The organism is Gloeomargarita sp. SKYB120 (assembly GCA_025062155.1).
Classification (GTDB): domain Bacteria; phylum Cyanobacteriota; class Cyanobacteriia; order Gloeomargaritales; family Gloeomargaritaceae; genus Gloeomargarita.
Genome location: JANXAM010000002.1, coordinates 121,292 through 143,111, shown reverse-complemented (window position 1 = coordinate 143,111; position 21,820 = coordinate 121,292). Strand labels below are relative to the sequence as shown.

The 21,820-nt window shown below is 57.3% G+C and carries 19 protein-coding genes; 3 read left to right on the top strand and 16 right to left on the bottom strand.

The features are described from left to right. Positions 1-97 precede the first annotated feature (97 nt). The gene (locus NZ705_01680; protein MCS7291672.1) at positions 98-619 is read right to left on the bottom strand and encodes a hypothetical protein; all 522 of its coding nucleotides are present in this window, start codon (positions 617-619) and stop codon (positions 98-100) included. Between the two features lie 46 nt (positions 620-665). Further along, positions 666-1,328, bottom strand: coding sequence for a response regulator transcription factor (locus tag NZ705_01675; GenBank protein ID MCS7291671.1), 663 nt, complete (start codon positions 1,326-1,328; stop codon positions 666-668). A 297-nt stretch (positions 1,329-1,625) separates the two neighbouring features. Between NZ705_01675 and NZ705_01670 the strand changes: the two genes are divergently transcribed. Then, positions 1,626-2,315, top strand: coding sequence for a DUF2993 domain-containing protein (locus NZ705_01670; GenBank protein ID MCS7291670.1), 690 nt, complete (start codon positions 1,626-1,628; stop codon positions 2,313-2,315). Here the strand turns inward: NZ705_01670 and NZ705_01665 are convergent. The 11 genes from NZ705_01665 to NZ705_01615 form a co-directional block, all read right to left on the bottom strand. Beyond that, on the bottom strand, positions 2,257-3,135 hold the full coding sequence (locus NZ705_01665) for a phosphatidate cytidylyltransferase (GenBank protein ID MCS7291669.1): 879 nt from the start codon (positions 3,133-3,135) through the stop codon (positions 2,257-2,259). The genes NZ705_01670 and NZ705_01665 overlap by 59 nt on opposite strands. A 1-nt stretch (position 3,136) precedes the next feature. Then, positions 3,137-7,270, bottom strand: coding sequence for a GAF domain-containing protein (locus NZ705_01660; GenBank protein ID MCS7291668.1), 4,134 nt, complete (start codon positions 7,268-7,270; stop codon positions 3,137-3,139). A 99-nt stretch (positions 7,271-7,369) separates the two neighbouring features. Continuing rightward, complete coding sequence (ftsH3, locus tag NZ705_01655; GenBank protein ID MCS7291667.1) at positions 7,370-9,205, bottom strand: ATP-dependent zinc metalloprotease FtsH3; 1,836 nt, start codon at positions 9,203-9,205, stop codon at positions 7,370-7,372. A 91-nt stretch (positions 9,206-9,296) separates the two neighbouring features. Beyond that, the gene (locus tag NZ705_01650; protein ID MCS7291666.1) at positions 9,297-10,904 is read right to left on the bottom strand and encodes a trypsin-like peptidase domain-containing protein; all 1,608 of its coding nucleotides are present in this window, start codon (positions 10,902-10,904) and stop codon (positions 9,297-9,299) included. Between the two features lie 5 nt (positions 10,905-10,909). After that, complete coding sequence (locus tag NZ705_01645; GenBank protein ID MCS7291665.1) at positions 10,910-12,568, bottom strand: AarF/ABC1/UbiB kinase family protein; 1,659 nt, start codon at positions 12,566-12,568, stop codon at positions 10,910-10,912. 77 nt (positions 12,569-12,645) lie between these two features. Then, positions 12,646-14,376: a Na+:solute symporter gene (locus tag NZ705_01640; GenBank protein ID MCS7291664.1), complete on the bottom strand. Its 1,731-nt coding sequence runs from the start codon at positions 14,374-14,376 to the stop codon at positions 12,646-12,648. Positions 14,377-14,567: 191 nt separating this feature from the next. Beyond that, the gene (locus tag NZ705_01635; protein MCS7291663.1) at positions 14,568-14,969 is read right to left on the bottom strand and encodes a hypothetical protein; all 402 of its coding nucleotides are present in this window, start codon (positions 14,967-14,969) and stop codon (positions 14,568-14,570) included. Further along, positions 14,962-15,741, bottom strand: a complete 780-nt coding sequence (locus tag NZ705_01630; GenBank protein MCS7291662.1) for a CPBP family intramembrane metalloprotease — start codon at positions 15,739-15,741, stop codon at positions 14,962-14,964. The genes NZ705_01635 and NZ705_01630 overlap by 8 nt, the downstream gene beginning before the upstream one ends. Before the next feature lie 32 nt (positions 15,742-15,773). After that, on the bottom strand, positions 15,774-16,061 hold the full coding sequence (clpS, locus tag NZ705_01625) for an ATP-dependent Clp protease adapter ClpS (protein MCS7291661.1): 288 nt from the start codon (positions 16,059-16,061) through the stop codon (positions 15,774-15,776). A 24-nt stretch (positions 16,062-16,085) separates the two neighbouring features. Next, entirely contained in the window at positions 16,086-16,649 is a 564-nt protein-coding gene (locus tag NZ705_01620; protein ID MCS7291660.1) for a type II toxin-antitoxin system RelE/ParE family toxin, read from the bottom strand. Between the two features lie 96 nt (positions 16,650-16,745). Next, the gene (locus NZ705_01615) at positions 16,746-17,030 is read right to left on the bottom strand and encodes a DUF427 domain-containing protein (protein MCS7291659.1); all 285 of its coding nucleotides are present in this window, start codon (positions 17,028-17,030) and stop codon (positions 16,746-16,748) included. 212 nt (positions 17,031-17,242) lie between these two features. On the opposite strand from NZ705_01615, the gene NZ705_01610 reads away from it, so the two are divergent. Then, on the top strand, positions 17,243-17,470 hold the full coding sequence (locus tag NZ705_01610) for a DUF433 domain-containing protein (GenBank protein ID MCS7291658.1): 228 nt from the start codon (positions 17,243-17,245) through the stop codon (positions 17,468-17,470). 51 nt (positions 17,471-17,521) lie between these two features. Then, positions 17,522-18,610, top strand: coding sequence for a histidinol-phosphate transaminase (locus NZ705_01605; GenBank protein ID MCS7291657.1), 1,089 nt, complete (start codon positions 17,522-17,524; stop codon positions 18,608-18,610). Here the strand turns inward: NZ705_01605 and NZ705_01600 are convergent. Genes NZ705_01600 through NZ705_01590 form a run of 3 tightly spaced genes read right to left on the bottom strand, consistent with a single transcriptional unit; the run spans position 18,575 to position 21,780 of the window. After that, complete coding sequence (locus NZ705_01600) at positions 18,575-19,036, bottom strand: SRPBCC family protein (GenBank protein ID MCS7291656.1); 462 nt, start codon at positions 19,034-19,036, stop codon at positions 18,575-18,577. The genes NZ705_01605 and NZ705_01600 overlap by 36 nt on opposite strands. Before the next feature lie 4 nt (positions 19,037-19,040). Next, positions 19,041-20,471, bottom strand: coding sequence for a 9,9'-di-cis-zeta-carotene desaturase (zds, locus tag NZ705_01595; protein ID MCS7291655.1), 1,431 nt, complete (start codon positions 20,469-20,471; stop codon positions 19,041-19,043). 22 nt (positions 20,472-20,493) lie between these two features. Further along, positions 20,494-21,780, bottom strand: coding sequence for an FGGY-family carbohydrate kinase (locus NZ705_01590; GenBank protein MCS7291654.1), 1,287 nt, complete (start codon positions 21,778-21,780; stop codon positions 20,494-20,496). Positions 21,781-21,820: the final 40 nt, after the last annotated feature.

Sequence of the window (21,820 nt, the reverse complement as noted above, 5' to 3'; positions counted from 1 at the left end):
ACGCGGGCAACTTTCTCGGTACAAAACCATGTAATCCAAGATAATCTGCCGGGCGGCGGGACGTAAATCGTTTTTGAGGGTGCGATTGCGCTGGGTCTCATCGGCTAAACGCCAGACACGACACCACTCCCCTGGCTGGGTCATCACCATCTGCGCTCGGTCGGTTGAGAATCCGAATGAAAGCCACCGTTAAACTGTGCCGATTACGTAAACGAGCCTGGTCAAACAGGGACATGGCACGTTCGGGTCGAAAGTAGTTATCCATCACCGTTAAATACGCCAGGGCAAACACTTCATCGGGAGTGAATTTAGACAAGTTCCATTCCCCATAACGAGTGCGCAGAAATTGCTCGTAAAGGCGGGCATTTTGTTTGCCTTCCACGCGCCAGGATAAGGCGTTAATTAGAGCGGCTTTGTGGTCCACAGGATGCTGGGGATTGGATAAGAATTCGGCCATCTCCGGTGTTAAAACGCCTTTTTCCCGCGCCTTTTGCACCAACGGAATATCCAGATAGGCATCGGCGATAGGAGTAGATGTAATCGGCGAATCGGCCCGCGCCGGTAATGCGACTGGCCCCAACGCCAGCCAGACAGCAAGAGTCGTACGCCGGATGTCCATCCCCATCGAGCCGCTGGATTTCCCTTAACTTAGCACAGGACTGGGGTTAGTTCCGCTGCGGTTCGCTGGTCACGAGCCGATACCCGAGGCGATGCACTGTGCCAATCTCGATACCGGCTGGTAATTTCTTGCGCAAACTGAGCAGGTGGGTGTCCAAACTGCGTCCTGTCGCCTGTCCCCACAGCCGTTCCTGTAACACCTGGCGTGGCACCACTTCCCCCTGCGCTTGCAGCAGTAGCGCCAGTAACCGAAATTCATGAGGCGTTAAATCCAATTCCTGGTCCCCGTAAAACCCCCGTTGCGCCAGCAAATCCAGCGTTAAATCTCCACAGGTCAAAACTGGCGTTCCCCGTTGCCACCGTCGCACCAGCGCCTGCACCCGGGCCATGAATTGCGCCAAGCCGAAGGGTTTCACGAGATAGTCATCAGCGCCCGCCTGTAACCCAGCGACAATGTCACTCTCTTGATTGCGAGCCGACAGGATGAACAGGGGGCCTTGGTGCTGCTGGCTCAACCACCGGGTCAATTTCAAGCCATCGTCCCACGCCTGGGGCCAGTCCAAATCCAAAACCCACAGTGCGCCGACGGTCGCCTGGGTATATCCTTGCGCGAGGCTTTCTAGGAGCGTGACACGATACCCAGCTTGTTGCAAATGCCATCCCAGTAACAAGCGCAATTGCCGGTTAGGAATTAGTAAAACAACCCGCAACGGTCACACCTTGCCATCGCACCTGCACCCGGATTTTAATAGAGCTGAGAAAAAACGCCCAGGGATTTATGAGTCGGTTGGCTAGACATGAGCGGGCGCGGCGGGCTTTGGCAATTAACACGTCGCTGTTTTGCGTGACATCGGCTGTGCTATAGGTCCAGGGTCTAGTCACAGGCCATCGCCTGGGTTGGGTGCCGTTTCTCGCTATGCTTCTGGCGTGGTTGATGTTTAGCTGGGGCAATTTCCGGGGCGCGTGGCGGGCCTTGACCTTTCGCATCCAGGCCATCATGAGCCACTGTGCCGCTCGCAATTGTGTTTACGGAGTTGGTGCCTTTGCTCGCTAATCGAGGGTTAGCGCGTCCACTGGCTGCCCTGTTGCGCTGGTGGATTCAACAACAAGTGACCCAAGCGGAAAATCTGGAGGTGGTGCTGGGCGACCTCGTGCCGGTTTGGTCAGCCGGTTATCTGCCTTGGGTGCAGGTGAACGCCCGCAACGTCATTTATCGCGATATCCATTTGCATCAGGTCCATATCCGCGCTGAACGTATCCAATTTCACTGGCCGTTTTTCCGTAAACAAGGAGACCCTTTTGTCGAGCCAATCACGGTAAAAATTCAGGCAGTTATCACGGAACAAAATCTCAATCAATCTTTGCCCTATCTTCAGACGTTCTTGCAACCTTATCTACAGGCATTGACGGGTCAGATGGGAACAGTCCAGCGACTTCAGATTCAAGACCAGAATCTCTATTGGTTAATGCAGGACGGCAAGCAATATATCACTCGGGTTGAGGTTATTACTCCTAATGAAATACAATTGACGCCCTTGGCCGCCCGCACCCAACCCATCTCCATATCGCTAGGCTCTGATGTGCAAATCCAGACATTAACAATAGCCACAGGAGCAATTCATTTATCGGGTCAATTGCTCATCCGACCAGCAGGGGCACCAGCAAGGTCACAAAGTAATAGGCCAGGGGAGCAGTAAACACATAACTATCGGCGCGGTCCAAAATGCCCCCGTGTCCTGGAATGAATTGTCCCGAATCTTTGACGCCCGCATCCCGTTTCATCATGGATTCTGTCAAATCTCCCAGTAAACTCGTGATTCCCGTCATTAAACCCAACGCCAATCCCAAGCCCCAAGGCCAGGTCAATTGCATTGCTCCGAGGGTCCCCACACAAATACTGGCTATCACGCCAAAGACTGCGCCTTCCACGGTTTTTTTCGGGCTAATTTCCGAGAGTTTTGTTTTGCCAAACGCTTGTCCAAAAAAGAACGCCCCAATGTCCGCCGCCCAGATACATCCGAAAGTCAGCAAGGTCACTTTTAACCCTAGCGGCCATTCACTGCCATCCGGCCAAAAACCTATTAACGGGAGATTGCTATAGGTATTTTGCTCTAACCCCCGCAATCGCACCCAAAAACTCGGTAAATAACCTCCATAAAACAACCCCAAGATGGAAGTGGCAATGTCGGCAATCGTGGCCAATTTCGGCTGAAAGAGCAGGTAAAAACAAATCCAACTGCCCCCAATCGGCAATACGGCATCGGCTAAATCGGGCGCAATGGTAGCGATGATAATCAAAATCTGACTCACAACTAGGGTGGTTTTCGTCGCTGGAAGAATGCCCTTGCGTCGCGCCAGTTCAAAATACTCCCGTTGTCCCCAAAACACCAGGGCTGCCACTCCAGCGCTGAAGTACCAGCCGCCCAGCGTGACCCACACCAGAGCAAGTACCAACGCAACGGCGCCGCTGATAATCCGAATCCCAGGAATGGTTAACCAGCGAGACCCGTCTTGCAAGCTAGCTCACCTTGAACTGGGCCACGTTTTTCTGGAGTTCCGCCGCCACCCCCAGCAGGTGGGTAAAGGAATCGGCTACGGCAACGGATTGCTGCGAGGTGTGGTTGGCAATTCGGGCCACGTCCTGCATCGTGCGACTGACCACCGCCGAGGTTTCCGACTGGGCTTGGGCGGCCTGGGCAATTTCAGCCACCAAAGTACTGATTTGGGCTGTCGCGGCGACAATTTGGCTCAACTTCTGGCGCGCCTCAGCCACCAACTGGGTTCCGGCAACTACCTGCTCAGTTCCCGCCTCCATCGCTGCTACCACCTCGTTGGTTTCCGCCTGGATTTCCTCCACCAGTTGCTCGATTTCATGGGTGGCATTGGCTGACTGCTGGGCCAGCGAACGGACTTCTTCAGCGACCACCGCAAACCCCCGCCCTTCTTCACCCGCTCGCGCTGCCTCGATGGCTGCATTTAACGCCAGCAGGTTGGTCTGGGCGGCAAAGTTGCTGATCAGGTTGACCACCCGCGAGATTTTTTGGGAGGCTTCGCCGAGACGTTTGACTTTCTTGGCAGTTGCTGCTACCGTCTCTCGAATCGCCGAAATTCCTGCCACTGTACGGTTCATGGCTTCGTCCCCTTCGCGCACGGTTTCGTTGGCCCGCTGCACCTGCAATTCGGCGCTGTGGGCATTGGCCGCCACCTGCTGGATGGATTGCACCATCTGTTGAATTTGGGCCAAGGCGCCCTGGATGGCTTCCGCCTGCCGCGCCGCTTCCGATGAGAGGGCATTCACCGGGGGAGCGCTGCGTTGGGCGGTATCTGCCACCGCTTGGGCCGCCACCTGCACTTGCTGCACCAGTTGTTGCAGGCTCTCGATGATGGCGTTGAAAAAGTCAGCCACCGTTCCCATTTCGCCGGAGGTCACCCGCGCCCGTACCGTCAAATCGCCTTGGAACGCGCCTTCGATGTCCGCCAGGAATTGAGCTAGTTGTCCCTGAAGGGCTTCCCGTTGCCGGCGTTGTTCTTCTGAGACCGCTTCGGCCTGCTGCCGCGCCTGTTCCACCTGTTCCAGCAAGATGGCCTGGTCCAGGGCAAACCCCACTTGCATCGCCACCTGCCGGATCAGGTCAATGTCCAGTTCATTCCACTGGCGCGGGCCACTGCACTGGTGGGCAATCAGCAACCCTAGCAATTTCCCTTCCGCCAGGATGGGCGCCACGAGGTTGGCCTTCACCGCAAAGGGTTCCAGTTGCTGCAAGTGACAGGGCGTCAACCCCGCTTGATAAATATCGGGCGTGGCCTGCACCCGTCCCTGGCGGTATTTCTCCACATAGCCTTCGGCAAAGCAGGGGTCGTGAATTTGGGCGCCTAGGGCTTTGGGCCAACCACCCGCCACCGCTTCTGCCACCACCGTCCCTTGCCACTGGTCGTCAAAGAGATAGACGATGCACCGGTCGGCTTGCAGGGCTTTACGGACTTCTTGGACGGCGGCGTTGTAGATGGCCGAGCGCTGTAAACTCTGGCGAATTTTAGAGGTGATTTCGTTGATGCGTTGCGCCTGGGCTGCCGCTGCTTCCTGTTGCCGCCGTAGGGCTGCTTGCTCTTCCAACGCCACCGCCTGGTCGAGGGCAAACCCCACCTGAATCGCCACCTGCCGCATCAGGTCAATCTCCAACTCTGTCCACTGGCGGGGGCCATCGCACTGGTGGGCAATCAACAGGCCAAAGAGTTTGTTGCCCAGCAGAATCGGCGCGACCAGATTGGCCTTGACCTGGAAAGGTTCTAACTGCTGCAAGTGACAAGGGGTTAAACCGGCGTTGTATATATCCGGCGTCGCTTTCACCCGACCGGCGCGGTATGGCTCAACGTACTGATTGGCAAAACAGGGGTCGGCAATTTGCGCGCCCAGGGCGGGGGGATACCCCGGCGTGACGGCTTCCGCCACCACCGTCCCTTGCCAGTTTTCGTCAAACAAACACACCACACAGCGGTCGCACTTGAGCGCCTGGCGGACCTCCCAGACCGTGGTTTCGTAAATCGTCTGGCGCTCGAGGGACTCTCGAATTTTGGAAGTGATCCGGTTGAGCAACTGCTCCTGTTCGGCCTTAGCTTTTTGCTGCGCCAGTAAGTTGGCCTGGTCGAGGGCAAACCCCACCTGGATCGCCACCTGTTTCATCAACTCAATTTCGCCGCTTTGCCACTGGCGCGGGCCGCTGCACTGATGGGCAATCAGGAGACCGAAGAGTTTATTTCCCAGCAAAATGGGCGCGACCAGATTGGCCTTGACGGCAAAAGGCTCCAGTTGCTGTAAATGGCATTCTGTCAAACCGGCGCGGTAAATATCTGGCGTCGCTTGTACCCGTCCTTGCTGGTATTTCTCGATGTAACCCTGGGCAAAACAGGGGTCGTCAATCTGCGCTCCCAAGGCTCTTGGCCACCCTGGCGCTACGGATTCCGCCACAATCGTGCCTTTCCAGTTTTCGTCGAAGAGATACACCACACAGCGGTCGCTTTCAAGGGCTTCGCGCATCTGCTGCACGGTGGTCTGGAAAATCGCTTGTTGGTCGAGGGACTGGCGAATCCGTAGGGTGATGTCGTTGAGCAGTTGCGCTAGGTGGGCTTTGGTTTCCTGCTCCCGCCGCAACTGCGCTTGCCGCTCGAGGGCAATGGCTTGGTCTAACGCAAACCCCATTTGTAGGGCCACTTGGCGAGCAAGTTCGATTTCGTGGGGCTGCCACTGGCGCGGGCCACGGCACTGATGGTTAATCAGCAACCCCAACAGTTTTCCTTCCGCTAGAATCGGCGCCACCAAATTGGCTTTCACCTGGAAGGGTTCGAGCTGTTGCAAGTGGCATGGCGTTAACCCGGCTTGATAAATATCGGGCGTAGCCTGTACCCGTCCCTGGCGGTATTTCTCTACATACCCTTCGGCAAAACAGGGGTCATCAATCTGCGCTCCCAACGCCCTAGGGAAACCATTGGCGACGGATTCAGCGACAATCGTCCCCTGCCACTTTTCATCAAACAAGTACACCACGCACCGGTCGGATTGCAGGGCTTGCCGCAGTTCCCGCACCGTGGTGTTGTAAATCGTCTGGCGGTCCAAGGACTCCCGCATTCTTATGATCATTTGGTTAAGCAGGGCGGCTTGGGTCATCTGCACCTGTTGCGCTTGCCACAACTGCGCTTGCTCCAGCGCCACTCCCAATTGCAACGCCACCTGCGCTAGAAATTCTTGCTCTCCCACCGTCCACTCGCGGGGTTCGCTGCACTGGTGGGCAATCAATAACCCCAGTAATTTCCCTTCGACGAGAATCGGCGTCACCAGGTTGGCCTTGACCTGGAACCGCTCCAAGATACGCACGTGGCAATCCTGGAGACCGGCCTGGTAAATATCCGCCACCGCCTGCACGCGCCCGGCTTGGTACTGCGTGACGTACTCGCCCCGGAAACAAGGGTCGTCAATTTTCTCCTGCAACGCCGAGACCCAACCCCGTCCAACGGATTCGGCCACCACCGTGCCCACCCAGTCGGCGTCAAAGCGATAGACTACCACCCGGTCACAGCGTAACACCTGCCGCGCTTCCCGCACCACCAAGTCCATCAGCGCTTGGGGGTCGTGGGTCTGGCGCAGGTGCTGGATCAACTCCCGCAACCGGTTGGCCTGTTCCCGTTCCGACTGCTGCTGCTCGGTCAGCTGCTCCAACTGGGCCGCCAGCGCATTCAACTCCTGGCCCACCCCCGCCCATTCATCCGGGAGAGACACCCGCGCCTGCCAATCCCCCCGCCGGAGTCGCTGCACCATCTGCAACAGCAGCCACGCTGGTTGGGTCAACCCTTGCCCGAGTAAGGCCGCCGCCGCCAAACCCAGCACCAAGCCCACGGTTGCTGCTGCACCGCCAGCCCAGGTTTTCTGCTCCACTTGGGGCGTTGATGTGGATGGTAAAAGCGCGTTGTAGGTGGCCACACCAGCGACCGCACCCGCCAATCCGGTCAAAGCCGCCAAGGTCACCACTCGCTGCGCCCACACCCGTGCCGGTTTGCTAGGAGTAGGCATCGGGACAACGGTTGGCGCTAGTGGAACGCCGTTGGTGGGTTCAGGCGTAGCAACGTCGGTCGGAGTAGGGCGGGGGGATGTACGGGTCATCGGTAATCCTCGAACAGGCAGCCAATAATCTTTTCCATCATGCCCTGGCGTCCCCCTCGCCGCCTAACTGTTGTAAAGTTTTGTTGCGAAAAGGGAACTCTAGCCTAGGGGCGCCATGACCACATCGTGGCTATCAATCAGGGCTTGCAACTCCTCGGCGTCCACGGTTTCTTTTTCCACCAGCATTTGCGCCAGTTTATCGAGTAAGGCCCGGTTGTGGGTGAGCACGTACTTGGCTTTTTGGTAGGCCCGGTCCACCAGCGCCCGCACCTCCTCGTCAATCAGGGCCGCCGTTTCCTCGGAAAAGTCCCGCTCCATGGCAATTTCCCGGCCTAGAAACATGCCGCCCTGGCTGCGCCCCAAGGACACTTGCCCCACCCGGTCGCTCATACCAAAGCGCATCACCATCTGGCGGGCCACCCGCGCCACCTGTTGCAGGTCATTGGCCGCCCCGGTGGTCACTTCGTCCGGACCGAACACAATTTCCTCCGCCACCCGGCCCCCTAGCGCTACGGCCATTTGGTTTTCCAGGTAGCTGCGGCTGTAGAGACCCGAATCCATCCGGTCTTCGTTGGGGGTGAACCAGGTCAGGCCGCCCGCCCGTCCCCGGGGAATAATGCTGATTTTTTGCACCGGGTCATAATCGGGCATCAGCGCCCCCACCAGCGCATGGCCGGCTTCGTGGTAGGCCACCAGAGTCTTGCGTCGCTCGCTCATCACGCGGTCTTTTTTCTCCGGCCCTGCCAAAATCCGGTCAATCGCATCGTTAATTTCATCCATGGAGATTTCGGTCAGGTTGCGCCGGGCCGCCAAGATCGCCGCTTCGTTGAGCAGGTTGGCCAAATCAGCGCCGGTAAATCCCGGTGTGCGACGAGCAATTTTTTCCAAATCCACATCGGGGGCCAGCACCTTGCCGCGCGCGTGAACTTGCAAAATCTCCAGGCGTCCCTTGTAGTCGGGCCGGTCCACCACCACTTGCCGGTCAAACCGCCCAGGCCGCAATAACGCCGCATCCAAAACATCAGGCCGGTTGGTCGCCGCAATGATAATGATGCCGCTGTTGCCTTCAAACCCGTCCATTTCCGTCAACAATTGGTTCAGGGTTTGCTCCCGTTCGTCGTTGCCGCCGCCAAGACCGGCCCCCCGCTGGCGTCCCACCGCGTCAATTTCATCAATAAACACGATGCAGGGGGCGTGTTGCTTGGCCTGCTCAAACAAGTCCCGCACCCGCGACGCGCCGACGCCTACAAACATCTCCACGAATTCCGAGCCGGAAATACTGAAGAAGGGCACCCCGGCCTCCCCAGCCACGGCTCGCGCCAGCAAGGTTTTACCTGTTCCTGGCGGCCCAACGAGCAACACGCCCTTGGGAATCTTGGCCCCCACCGCTGTAAACCGCTCGGCATTCTTCAAAAAGTCCACCACTTCCGCCAGTTCTAGCTTGGCTTGGTCAATCCCGGCCACATCGGCAAAGGTCACTTGGGTTTGGGGTTCCATGTGCACCCGCGCCCGCGACTTGCCAAAATTCATCGCCTGGGAGCCAGGACCCGCTTGCGCCCGCCGCAGCAGGAAAAACAACCCCAGCAACAACAACACCGGCAAGAACAAGCTGCTCAGGGCCCGGAACCAAAAGCCCTCCTCGCGCCGGGGCACCACCGAAATATCCACATTCTTGTCTGTCAGGATGTTGATCAAATCCGGGTCGTTGGGCAAATTCACCATCACCCGCGTCCCGTCCTGGCGCACCACTTCCGCCTGCGTCCGATCAGATGTAATGCTCACCTTGGCCACCTGGCCCGCCTGCACCGCGTCAATGAATTGGCTGTAGCGCCACACTTCCACCTGCGGGCGACGGTCTAAAAAGGCAGTCCCCAGCGCCACCACCACAATCGCCAACAGCACGTAAAGCCCTACGTTGCGCCACCGCTTGTTCACCGGACCTACTCCTTACAGCAGAATCGTTTTCCCTATATGTTAACGCACCCGTTTGTATTATGAACAATTGTTACAACTTCCTGAGAACGGTTCAAAAGCAGAATTGTCGGTGCATTTGGCGGGCTTCGGCGCTCCCTAGTTGACTGGCGGTTTGCCAATCCTGACAAGCTCCCCGCGCATCTCCCAGACCAGCTCGGGCGGCCCCGCGCATGAAGTAGTTGTCGGGATTCGCGGGGTTCAACTGCATCGCCCGCTCGGCATCAGCCATTGCGCCGCTGTAGTCCTGGATCAATAAACGGGCCGTACTGCGGGCGGTAAACGCGAGCGCGCTGGTGTTGTCCAAAAGAACTGCCTGCTGCGCATCCTCGAGCGCCCCTTTGACATCCTGCAACGCGGCTCGGGCCAGCGAACGGATCGCATAGCTGGACGACTCCCTAGGGTTCAAAGCCAGCGCGCGGTTGACATCGTCCAAAACCCGGCGGGGCTGGTTCAGGTACACGTAGGCTGTCGCCCGCATTAACCACGCATCCGCCGAGTTCGGGTTCAATTCCACCGCCCGTGTTGCATCAGCCAAAGCGCCGGCATAATCGTTCATTTGACTTTTCACCAGTCCCCGTACGATGTAAGCCCGGTCATAATTCGGTCGCAGGCGAATGGCTTGGTCGGCATCGGACATGGCTCCTGTAAAATCCCGCAGTCCCGCCTTGGCAAACGCCCGGTTCCCGTAAATGTCAGCATTGTTGGGGTCGAGTTTCAGAGCCTGGTTGTAATCGGCCAAGGCGCCGGCGTAGTCCTTCTGGTCAAGGGCTTTGATGATCCCCCGGCTCATGTAGGCCAACGCCGAATTCGGTTCCAGCTTGATCAACTGGTTCAAATCCGCCAGCGCCCCTTGTATATCGCCAGCGTTGAACTTGCGCTCGGCAGAGATAAAGAGTTCTTGAGCTGTAGTGGCCGTGGTTTGGATGCGAATCGGTTGTTTATTCACCCAGGCGACATAGGTACGAATCGGCACCGCCAGATTAAACCCGGATTTGAGCGCCACCATCCCCTGTTGCGTGGACTGATAGCGGCCTTCGGCGCGCCCATGAATCCCAACCACCTCGCCTTGTTCGTTGAGTACCGGACCCCCGCTCATCCCTGGCAGCGTGTTGTTGGTGTAGGTGAGCGAGTAACCGTCTTTCAAAAGGTTTTCGGACGTGGCCGTGACATCGCCGCTGGTGAACTGCAAGACCGGTTTCGTGATGGCCTGGCCCGGTAAGGGAAAACCCGCGACATGCACCGTCATCCCCCGTTTGATGGCCAGGTCATTGCCCAATTTCGCTTGGGGATAATTGACCGAACTGCGAAACTGCACCACCGCTAAATCCACGTTGGGCAGGGGTTGGATGGCTTGCCGATTCAGGGGATACACCTTGCCGTCGTGGGTAGTAATATCGGCTTCTTCCCCCGGTTGAATGCTCTCAATCACGTGTTTGGCCGTGAGAACGGTATAGACATCTCCATTGCGTCCCACAATTGTCCCCGACCCGTGCCCCGCTGGTGTTTGAATCAAAACGGTGATTTTTTCCGCGACATCCGCAATTTGACTTTTACTCAAGCGGGCTTGGGCAACAAGCGGCGTAGGTGCTGCTCGTCCTGACATGAACCCAGCGCTCCCCAGCATCCACAGCGCCAGGCCAATCGCCGCCGCTTTGTGCATGGATTTCACCCAAATTTGAGCAGTAACGCCTCCCGCTGTTGCCATGCTAATTCTAACAGGGCTTTGGGACGCAGTTGCCCCCGCACCAACCGCCACAACCGTTCCACTTCCGCCAGGTGCAGCCGGTCATCCTCTGTCAAGGCCAAAATTAACTGGGTGCGCAAAAACTGGCCTTCCTCCGAAAACAAATAACTCAACGCCGGTCCCAGAACTGGTCGCAAATCCAAATCGCCCGCCTGTTGCGCCACCGATAGCAGACTTTCTAACCGTTGCCACTGGAACCGGTTATCTTTGAATAGCACCTCCATCAGTCGCCGCCGGAACGCGGGCGTTTCACCCGTAAGCAACCGCTGCGCCACGTAGGGATAGGCCGCATCCACAATCCGGAAATCGGGATCCAAACTCATGGCGATTCCTTCTTGGGTGACCAGCGAACGAATGATCAGCGCAAAATGGGCTGGCACCCGAAACGGATAACGATACATCAAATCCGAAAATTCATCGGTGGCCTGCTTGAAGCGAAAATCCCGCAATTGACTCCCAACAGCCTTTTGCCAAACCGCCTCCAAGGCCGGCACGATGGGGGTAATGTCCGTATCGGGGGGCAAGAAACCTAACCGCACAAAATCCCTGGCCAATTCTGTGTAGTCCTTGTTGACCAAATGCACCAGGGCATCGGCTAATTGCTCTTTGGCTTCCTGGGTCAGTTGGTCCATCATGCCGAAGTCAATATAGGCCAACTTGCCGTCGGTGGTGAGAAACAAATTGCCTGGGTGGGGATCAGCGTGAAAAAAGCCAAATTCCAGCAACTGTTTCAACCCAGCCCGCACCCCAATTTGCACAAATTCGTGCATTTCAATCCCAGCTTTTTTCACCACGTCGGCATCCGTGAGTTTATAGCCGTGGATCCACTCCAGCGTCAGCACCCGGTGATTGGTGTAAGCCCAGTAAATTTTGGGGACTTTCACCGTCGGGTCATCTCGGAAATTATCGGCAAATTTTTCCGCGTTGCAAGCCTCATGCAAATAATCAATTTCCTCAAACAATTTACGCCCGAACTCATCCACAATCGAGCGCAAGTCATCCTTCATGTGAATGGGCAACCAGGGCTGTAGGAAATGGGCCAATTCCCGCAGGATGTAGAGATCAAGGGTGAGAATGGGAATCAAACCCGGTCGCTGGACCTTGACCGCCACCTCTTCCCCCGTGCGCAAGCGGCCCCGATAGACCTGTCCCAAACTCGCCGCCGCCACTGGTTCTGGGGAGAGTTCCTCATAGATATCCGCTACAGGCCGCCCCAGTTCGCTCTCGATGATCTGGTAGGCCACCGCATTGGGAAACGACGGCAACTGGTCCTGGAGCAACGTCAATTCTTCCAGATAGTCCCGGCGCACCAAATCCGGTCGCGTGGATAAGGCTTGCCCCACTTTGATGAAGGTGGGACCCAGGCGAGTAATCAACTCCCGCAGTTGGGCCGCCCGCTGGGGCCGATTGGGTTCCTCCCGCCCAGTGAGGTGGTCCCACACCAACGCCGCAACAAACTGCGCCATCGCCCAACCGACTTGCAGCAGCCGTCCCCACACCCGCCAGAGCCGCCACCGGTAATACGCCGCAATGACCTCAGGGTCGTACCGCCGCAACTGTTCAATGCTGCTCTTACTCATGCCTGGATGAATCGCGCATCTTTAATCAATTTAATAAAGAATTGTTTTGATCCCCATTAAGAAATTCTATTGTTTCTTTACATTTGGCTTGCTTTCTCGCGGCGATTTAGACGATGGAGCCACCAGCCTGCCAGTACCGCCAGACTCCAGCAGGTCCAGCCCGCCAGGGGTTGCCAGAGCAGGAATCCCCCCACCCCCAGGAGCGCCCCCAGCAGCAGTCCAACCCCGGCTAGCGTGCGTTGGATTTCCCAGCCCAAATCCTGCAAAGGTGGCAAACCCGTTGCCTGTTGTTGCCGTCGCCATCCCGGTCCCCCAGGCCGGACCCGTCGGTAAAAGGCGTTCAGGGTTTCCTCGCTTTCTGGGGGAGTGCAGTACATAACGGTCAGCCAGGCCAGCGCCGTGAGACCCGTCGTCACCATCAACCGCCAACCAAAGTCTGGGATTCGGATCACCGGCACCACCGTCGTTCCCAGCCCGATGAAAAAGCCCGCCACCATCGCCGTCCATTCCGCTGCCGCATTAATCCGCCACCAGAACCAGCGCAGGATCAGCACCAGACCTGGCCCCGTTCCCATGGCAATCACCAGGCGAAACACGGTGGTGACCTCCTGGGCGTAAAAGGCCGCCAGTCCCGCCAGCGCCGTAATCAGCACCGAGGCAATGCGTCCCACCCCCACCAGTTCCGCCTGACTCGCTTGGGGCCGCACAAACCGCTGGTACAAGTCGCACGTCAGGTAGGACGCCCCCCAGTTGATCAACGTGGACATCGTACTCATAAACGCTGCTAATAGCGACGCCACCACCAATCCCAGCAGCACCGGCGGCAAAAAGTCACGCATCAGGCGGGGGTAGCCCAACTCTGGGTCGCTTAAGTCCGGGTAGAGCATGCGGGCCGCCAGCGCCACCACCACCCAAGGCCAGGTGCGCACTACATAATGCAGCAAGTTGAACCACCAGGCTGCCCGTTCCGCTTCTCGTTCGTTTCGGGTCGCCGCCAGCCGCTGGATAAATTCCCCGCCCCCATCGCTACGCCGAAACGCCCACCACTGCACAAACACGTAGGCAAACAACGTACTGGCCGACAGCCCCACCTGCTCACCCCAAGGCCACAGTCGCAGCATTTCCGTGCCTTGAAAATGGGCGACAATCCTTCCCATGCCACCCACGTGTTGCAGCGCCGCTACCGCGACAATCACTGCACCCACCAGCGCCAAGGCGAATTGGAATAAATCCGTGACCACCACGCCCCACAAACCAGCGACACCGGCATAGACCAATACCAGCACGCTGATGCCTATCACACTCCACAACTTGCCATTTGGCCCAGGGTCGATTCCCAAACTGCTCCAAATGTCCAAGGCGTCCACCACCTTTACCATTGCCAGGAGTGCGTAGCCCATACCGATGCAATTGATCGGCACGGCAAACAAAAAGGCCTTAGTCGCCCGGAGCAACGCCGCCGGTTGACCCCCATAGCGCAATTCCGTTAATTCCGCATCGGTGATAATTTCTGCCCGTCGCCATAGCCGCGCAAAAAGATAAATCAACACCACATGGGTAAAGGCAAAACTCCACCATTCCCAGTTGCCTGCCACCCCCCGTTTGGCCACCAACCCGCACACGTACAACGGCGTATCAATCGAAAACGTGGTCGCCGCCATGCTAGTTCCCGCCAGCCACCAGGGGAGCGCCCGTCCTGAGACAAAGAATTCTTCTAAGCTTTGACTACCGCGCTGCGCCAGGTACAGCCCCAACCCCAAGCTAGCAACCAGATAAAGCCCCACGACCACCCAATCGGCAACGGTCACCGGTGCCTCCAGCCATCGAAGAACACAGCAATTCACTATACCCTGCTACTGGCGTTCCAACGCACTACAGCATCAAGCCCTTGGGTCGCAGAGCAAAGCCCCACCCCTGCTTTGTCTCTTCTCTCCGGCAAACTGAAGCGGCTTGGCTGCAACAGGCTGAACTTGTTGTCTCTTTGTGAGCAGGTATCGCTTCATGGTTCGTCCGTGATAACCAGCTCATACGGCGCAGATATTTCTGTGGCTGGCGTACCTACGAAAACTTGGTACCTACCTGCTAGCCAATACCCAGCAATCTGGGGGGGACGGTCTTGGATGGCGGTCGCGCAAAATGACCCGTCGGGGCCTTGGATGAATAGGGTGACGGGAGCGGCGCTGTTCACCTGGATTTTTAAGTAATCTATCGCCTGGGGCAAATGCAACTCGTGATTGGGACGCTGAGCGATGTAACCACAAATCTCGCTGTCCACTGGTCCCCCAGCCTGACCTGGGAGCGTTACGGTCTCAAAACCGTCTTTTACTTCTACAACTTGGGGCTGACAGCCTGCAATGACAGCCACGCTGCTGAGAATTGCCAGCCATTGGCCTTTACGCATTCACCTGGCGTACCCACCACCAGCGCGTGACAAGCGCCACGACTAACATCGCCGTAAATCCCAGGGGACTTGCCAGCGGATTCGTCTCCAGCGCCGTCAACCAGGCCGGCAACTCCGGATTCACCACGAGCCAATGCCCCACTCGCACCCAGTAGTAGGCTGTTACCAGACCTGCGTGAAAGCCCACTGGCCAACTTAATCGGCCGGCACAGGCCAGGCGTCCCCACGCCAGCGCCAATCCCAGGACCCACAAACCCGGAAATTGCGGCCAGATTTGCAGCAGTACCTCGGGGGGATGAAAAAAATGCGCCAGTGCAAACAGTCCACTACTTGCCCAAACGGCCACGGTGACCCCGTAATCTAGTTGCAGTTCCTGCCACAGCCAGCCCCGAAACAACAGTTCTTCTGCTAGGGCTACCCCAAGTCCCAAGCCCATCCCTTGTAGAACAACGGATGAAGGGGGCGCCGCTTGCCAGTCCAACCATCCCCAGGATGCCTGCAATGCCAGCAATCCCAATAACGCCCCTAGGGCCATTGTCCAACCCGCCAGCGCCTCTTGCCACCACCGCCGGTTCAGTTGCAGGCCATACATGACCCAGGGGCGCTTTTCGTCTCGGACTGCTCGGCCCCACAGGTACAACATACCGACAAATTCCAGATAAAGAATGCCAGTTGCTATAGAGCGGATGGGCGTGTTGCCCTGCAGGAATGGCCAAAGAGCAGCCACCACCGGCAACCAAACCAGCAGAAGTAGCAGGACAAATGCCAGCAACCGGCCCAGAAAGGGGACAGCCGTCAGCCAGCTTAGCATTCGGGTTCAATGGTGCTGGTTAGGCCCTTGCGCCGCAGCCCTTCGCAGTAAAATTCCGCCGGTTCCAAGGGGCAAACAATAACCAGAGCAACACCCGTATTGTGGGCCTCTAGCATGATGTTGACCGCTTCCACCCAGGAGAGACTTGGCACCACCTTCATCAAGCACTCCACCACGTACTCCATGGTATTGTGGTCGTCGTTGTGGAGCAGAACTTTGTACTTGGGTGCGTGCTTGCGTTCTTGACTGGTTTTTGGTTTTTCCAGGATTTCGGTCGCCATCGTTCTCCACTCCCAAACACAGTTTCAGCTTAGCGAATGAACAGACCGGCGGGAAGATACATCGCCTTGGGGTTGAGTCAACCTGATTTCCAGCTTATATCCTAGCACCTTAGCATAGCGACGCAAGGTAGCCAGTGACGGTGATGGTTTGCCCGTGACAAGTGCTGACTCTAGGCGGGCAATAGCAGCCGGTTTCATTTCCATCCGCTCTGCGACTTGAGTCTGAGTCAGTCGGGCTCCGCGTCTAACTGCTAATACTTGACGGAGCAGATCAAATTCATCTGCTAAGTCTTCATAGATAGAGCGTGTTTTCGGCTTAGTCAGAAGCCTAGCTTTGAGTTCAGTGTGGTCTACGGTTCTTCCCTCCAACATGCATCTTCTAGCCATTTTAAGTACTCGAAGTGGAATCTTTTGTGCCTTCTTAATGTAGCCGTGTAGCATAACAATTCGTTGACCAGTTGGGGTACAGTAAAACAAACGAGCAATGCCTTCTTGGCCTTTTAACCGAAGTTCAAACAAACCGTTACCGAGCGCCTTGGTATGAGGCATACCCAAATCAGGGCTAAACTCAAGCATCAAGTCCGTCAATCACAAGTATCTGGCTGCCAACCCTGGTGGTAACTCCAGAATAAACTGCTCTACGTCTCCATAAGCATACTCAATCCTCCAAACCATTAGGCAGATTTACCGTTTCACTTGCACCCCTCGCCAAAAGGCCACGTAGCCCTTGATATGTTGGGCTGCTGGTTTCGGGTCAGGGTAATACCAGGCTGCATCGGGATTCTCCTTGCCGTTGACGACGATGGTGTAGTAATGGGCAACGCCCTTCCAGCCGCAGGTGGTCTGGGTGGCACTGGGACGAAAATACTCCATCTTCAACGCTTCCGGCGGGAAATACACATTGCCCTCCACGACTTCGTAGCGGTCGCTGTCGGCTAGCACAACCCCTTCCCAAATCGCTTGCGCCATAGGTTCGCTCTCGCCCGGTCAACTTTTTTACATATCTTAACAGCGTGGCAGGTGTAGGGAAACGGTTTCAACCGATTAAGGCAGTCTTCCCAAACGGATGCGCGTATCATCAAAAACGACAATACACCCCTGCGCTGGGTCGTTGCGAATGTTTGTTATGGTCATTGTCAGGGGGAGAGTCAATCACAGGGCTAGTAAAAAAAAACAGGGCTATGAAGTACTCACGCATTACCGTTGATCCTGAACAAATGGGTGGTGTGCCCTGTATTCGGGGGTTGCGCATTCCCGTAGCGACTGTAGTGGGTATGCTGGCTGAAGGTCTCAGCGCCCCAGAAATCCTGGCAGCTTACCCCGACCTGGAACAGGAAGACATTCGGGAAGCACTTCGCTATGCGGCTGAAGCCGTACAGGAACGAGAGTTACCGTTGCGGATGGGATAATGGGCCGGCAAAGCGCTAGGATAAAGCAACCGTTGGGAGCCAATGGTCAAAATGTTGCCCTGTTTGCGACCGGACTTAGCCAACTTAGCGGTCTATCACCCACCGGCGCGGGACGCAGGAACCGACTGGCTAGATGGGAATGAATCGCCCTGGGACTGGCCGCCGGCGCTCAAGGAAAAACTGGTGTGGCTCTACCGCCAAGATATTCAGAACAATCGCTACCCCGATAGCACCCACGCAGAACTCAAACAGGAATTGGTGCAATACTTGGGCGAACAACTAGGGGCCAACCCCAAAAACAAACTCACCGGCGAGTGGTTAACGATTGGCAACGGTTCTGACGAGTTGATTCGCTCTGTCCTGATTGCGACCTGCCTTGGTCAAAATGCTGGCATTTTAATTGCAGAACCCACGTTTTCGATGTACAAAATCCTGGCGCGGACGCTGGGGATTCCGGTGTGGGATGCGGGGCGTAACGAGCAGTTTGAGATGCATCTATCGAAAGCGAACGAACTCATCCAGCAAGAACCTATTCGCGTGGTGTTTGTGGTGCATCCGAATTCCCCCACGGGCAATGGATTAACCGCTCAAGAACGGGAATGGCTCAAGCAGTTGCCCCCCAAAATTCTGGTGGTGATTGACGAAGCCTATTTTGAGTTTAGTCAGGACACGCTCTTGGCGGAATTGCTTAGCCGCCCGAACTGGGTCATTTTGCGCACTTTTTCCAAGGCATTTCGCCTGGCCAATTTGCGGATTGGTTACGCCATTGCCCATCCCGAAGTGATTACCGCGCTGGAACATGTCCGGTTGCCCTATAACCTGAGCGGTTTTTCCCTTTTAGCCGCCCAATTGGCTCTGACCCAGCGCCGGCAACTCCTGAGCACCATCCCGGAAATCTTGACTGAGCGGGAACGGGTCATGGCCGAGCTGCGCAAATGTCCGGGCATCCAACTATGGCCTAGCCAAGCCAACTTTATCTTTAGCCGACCTACACGCCTGGCCCCCGAGCAGCTCTACCAGCAGTTGTACGACCTGGGTACAGTGGTGCGGCACACTGGCGGGGGACTGCGGCTGACGATTGGCACACCGGCAGAAAATTCCCGTTTAATTCAGCGCTTGCGCCAGTGCTGTGGGGGCTAGGTTTTCGCTGTATTCCCGAAAGCGCTCCAAATCCGCCTGCAACGTCCGTTCCACATAGGGGCCGACCAGTCCATCCACCCATTGACTCACCCACGCTGGCAGGGAATAGGCCACCGTCAATTTCACCACGCACTGGTTGCCCCGGTCGTAAAACCGCACCGCCCCGCGATTGGGCAAGCCGGTCACTGACTCCCATTGGATGATCTGGTGGGGAATTTGTTTCACGATGCGCGATTGCCAACTGAAGTCCAGGCCCCGTGTTGCCAGATGCCAGCGCGATAACTCCGGTTGGTCCGGCAGCACCTCCACCGAGCGAATCCACTGCATCCACTGGGGCATACGTTCCAAGTCCGACCACAAGGCCCACGCCAAACTTACAGGAATCCCTACCGTGACCTGCACCGTATGCTCTAACCACTCTGTCATCGGTTCACTCCAAAAACGCTAAGACCGCCTGTGCTGCCTGTCGCCCGGAAATCACCGCCCCCTCCATACTGTCAATGTAGTCCTGCTGCGTGTAACTCCCCGCCAGGAAAAAGTTGGGAACCGGCGTCTTTTGGGGCGGACGGAACGGCTCCATCCCGGGATTTTCCCGATACAAGGATTGGGCCAGTTTCACCACACTATACCAGGTCAGGTTCAGGTTGCGCGCCGCTGGGAACAACTCCCGCACCTGGGCCAAGGCATGCTGGGCAATTTGCTCATTCGGCATGGGGATAAACCGGTCTCCCGGCGTCAACACCACCTGCAACAAGGACCCTTGCCCTTCCCGGTAATAGTCCGCCGGGCTGGTGAGCGCTAAATCGGCAAAGCAAGAGAAGTCCGCATCGGCGCTGTAGAGCAGGTTGTCCAGGCCCCTAGGTTGGGAACCGTTGACCGCCGACCCCGATAGATCCGTCACCCAACCGTCAAAGCGCAACTGCACCGTTACCACCGGCACGGCGTCTAACTTGTAAATCCGGTCGAATTCCGGCCAGCGCCGCCACTGTTGGGGCAACAGCCGCTGAATCCCTGGCACATCACAGGCCGCGACGTAGGCATCCGCCGTCACCCGTTCCTCCTGCTCGCCGTTGGCCACCACCAGACCCGTCACTCGCGTTTCGCCATTGACTTCGGCAAACTCGATTTGCCGCACCCGCCGGGACGTGAAAATTTCGCCCCCCCGCTCCCGAATGTAGCGCACCAGCGGTTGATGCAAATAGGTATCCGGCGACCCCTTGAGCATGTTCAACCGCGACGCTTCCGTGCGGGCGGCAAACATGAGAAAAATCGTGAGCATACAACGGGCGGAAATCTGCTCGGTATCAATAAACCCCAGCGCCAGGGCAATCGGGTTCCAGAGCCGTTCCAAACTGTGCTGCGACCCGCCATGCCGGCGAAACCAATCGGCAAAACTATAGCAGTCCAAGGCCCGAATTCGCCGCATTGCCCCTTCATAGTCCAGCAACCCCGGAACGATGGGACTGGTGCCCAAGGCAATGGCATTGCGTAACTTGTCCCACCAGGTGAGTTGCTCCGTGGTGAAAAACGCCTTTAACCCGTGAAATGGGGCTCCCAAGGGAAACCGAAAATCCAAGTGCCCGAGCTGGCCGCCGCGATTGACAAACGTATGCACATGTTCCTTGGGCAACAAGTTTTCGTAGGCCCCCACCTGGCGCATCAGGGCAAACAGGTTGTCGTAGTTGTGGAAAAAGACGTGCAAGCCCATTTCGATGTGATGGCCCTGGTCGTCTCGCCAGCTCCCCACTTTACCCCCGACAAACCGGCGCCCTTCATACACCGTTACCTGGTGCCCGTGGTCCACCAGCGTGACCGCCGCCGCTAAACCCGCTAGACCCGCCCCAATAATGGCTACCCGCATCGCCCCCAACTTTTAACACTGCTTAACAGTTTATCTCAGCGTTCAACCTATCAGGCAGACCCTGGGCTAACCGCGCCGTGCCCCAGGCCGCTTCCTGCTGTTGGGCCACCAGAACCGGTACCCCTAGCAGTTGTTGGCGAATCGCTTGCCAGGTGGGGTTGCGACTGCCGCCGCCGCTAGTAAACACCCGTTGTAACGCTGGCCCCCCTAGGGTTTGCAGCAAGCGATACCCTTCGGCTTCGATGCGGGCCATCGCAGTCAACAGGGCTTGTAAAAATTGCACCGGATCGTCTGGACGGGGGTCGAGCCGGGGTGCCAAGTGGGGGTCACAGATGGGAAACCGCTCGCCGGGCTTGAGCAGCGGGTAATAGCCCAGGTCCAGGGGGACTAGCGGGTTGATCCGGGCGCTCAAGTCCTCTAATTCCTGAGCCGAAAAGAAATGGCTCAACACCGCGCCGCCTGTGTTTGACGCGCCCCCCACCAGCCATAGATCGCCCAAGCGATGGCTATAGACGCCCGTTGTTGGGTCATCAATGCGCCGGTCGCTCAGCAATTTCAGCGCTAGGGTGGAGCCGAGGGACGTTACCCCGTCACCGACTTGGTTCGCACCACTGGCAATAAATGCCGCGATGCTGTCGGTCGTACCCGCATGTACGGAACACGCAGGGGGTAACCCAAACCGTGGAGCCACCTCTGGGCGAAGCGCACCCACCACCGCGCCCGGAATCAAGACCTGGGGGAAACGCACCGGCACGGGCAAATCGGCAAACCAATCCGGGTAGCGCCGGGCGCCGGGGTCGTAGCCCAGTTTCAGCGCGTTGTGTGCATCGCTCACCCCTAATTGCCCGTGCAACCAGAACCCCAACCAGTCCGCCTGGTGCAGCAGGTATAGGCCCCGCAATTCTAGCCCCTGGCGAGCGTACCAAAACACCTTGGCTAGACTGGACGTCGCGCTCAAAACCAGGTGGGGCGCTGGAACATAACGTTGCAGTTCTTCTAGGCAAACGACAGCGCGGGCATCATTGTAGAGCAAAACAGGCGCGACAGGTTCCCCTCGATCATCAACAAGCAGTACCGTCCCCGACGTCCCAGCAATGGCGATGTGGTCGATGCGGGGTTTCAAAGCTGGGGGAATCGTTTGGAGTACCTGTTCGAGTGCCGCCCGCCATTGGTACGGGTCTGCCGGGTCACGCAGGGGTATCCGGTCGGCATGGTGAATCTGCCCTTGGGCGTCAATCACCATTGCCTTGAGCGCCGATGTACCACAATCAATTCCCAGGCTGAGCGTCCCACACCCCTGTTCAACCATCCGGCCACCCCCTAGGATGGAAACTAAGTACCCACGATAA

Excerpts from the sequence above, each read along its gene's own strand:
- NZ705_01650 (MCS7291666.1), bottom strand. The coding sequence starts at position 10,904 with ATGCACAAAGCGGCGGCGATTGGCCTGGCGCTGTGGATGCTGGGGAGC.
- NZ705_01610 (MCS7291658.1), top strand. The coding sequence starts at position 17,243 with ATGAAGTACTCACGCATTACCGTTGATCCTGAACAAATGGGTGGTGTG.
- NZ705_01660 (MCS7291668.1), bottom strand. The coding sequence starts at position 7,270 with ATGACCCGTACATCCCCCCGCCCTACTCCGACCGACGTTGCTACGCCT.
- zds (MCS7291655.1), bottom strand. The coding sequence starts at position 20,471 with ATGCGGGTAGCCATTATTGGGGCGGGTCTAGCGGGTTTAGCGGCGGCG.
- NZ705_01605 (MCS7291657.1), top strand. The coding sequence starts at position 17,522 with ATGTTGCCCTGTTTGCGACCGGACTTAGCCAACTTAGCGGTCTATCAC.
- NZ705_01645 (MCS7291665.1), bottom strand. The coding sequence starts at position 12,568 with ATGAGTAAGAGCAGCATTGAACAGTTGCGGCGGTACGACCCTGAGGTC.
- NZ705_01590 (MCS7291654.1), bottom strand. The coding sequence starts at position 21,780 with ATGGTTGAACAGGGGTGTGGGACGCTCAGCCTGGGAATTGATTGTGGT.
- NZ705_01615 (MCS7291659.1), bottom strand. The coding sequence starts at position 17,030 with ATGGCGCAAGCGATTTGGGAAGGGGTTGTGCTAGCCGACAGCGACCGC.
- clpS (MCS7291661.1), bottom strand. The coding sequence starts at position 16,061 with ATGGCGACCGAAATCCTGGAAAAACCAAAAACCAGTCAAGAACGCAAG.
- NZ705_01680 (MCS7291672.1), bottom strand. The coding sequence starts at position 619 with ATGGACATCCGGCGTACGACTCTTGCTGTCTGGCTGGCGTTGGGGCCA.
- NZ705_01635 (MCS7291663.1), bottom strand. The coding sequence starts at position 14,969 with ATGCGTAAAGGCCAATGGCTGGCAATTCTCAGCAGCGTGGCTGTCATT.
- NZ705_01600 (MCS7291656.1), bottom strand. The coding sequence starts at position 19,036 with ATGACAGAGTGGTTAGAGCATACGGTGCAGGTCACGGTAGGGATTCCT.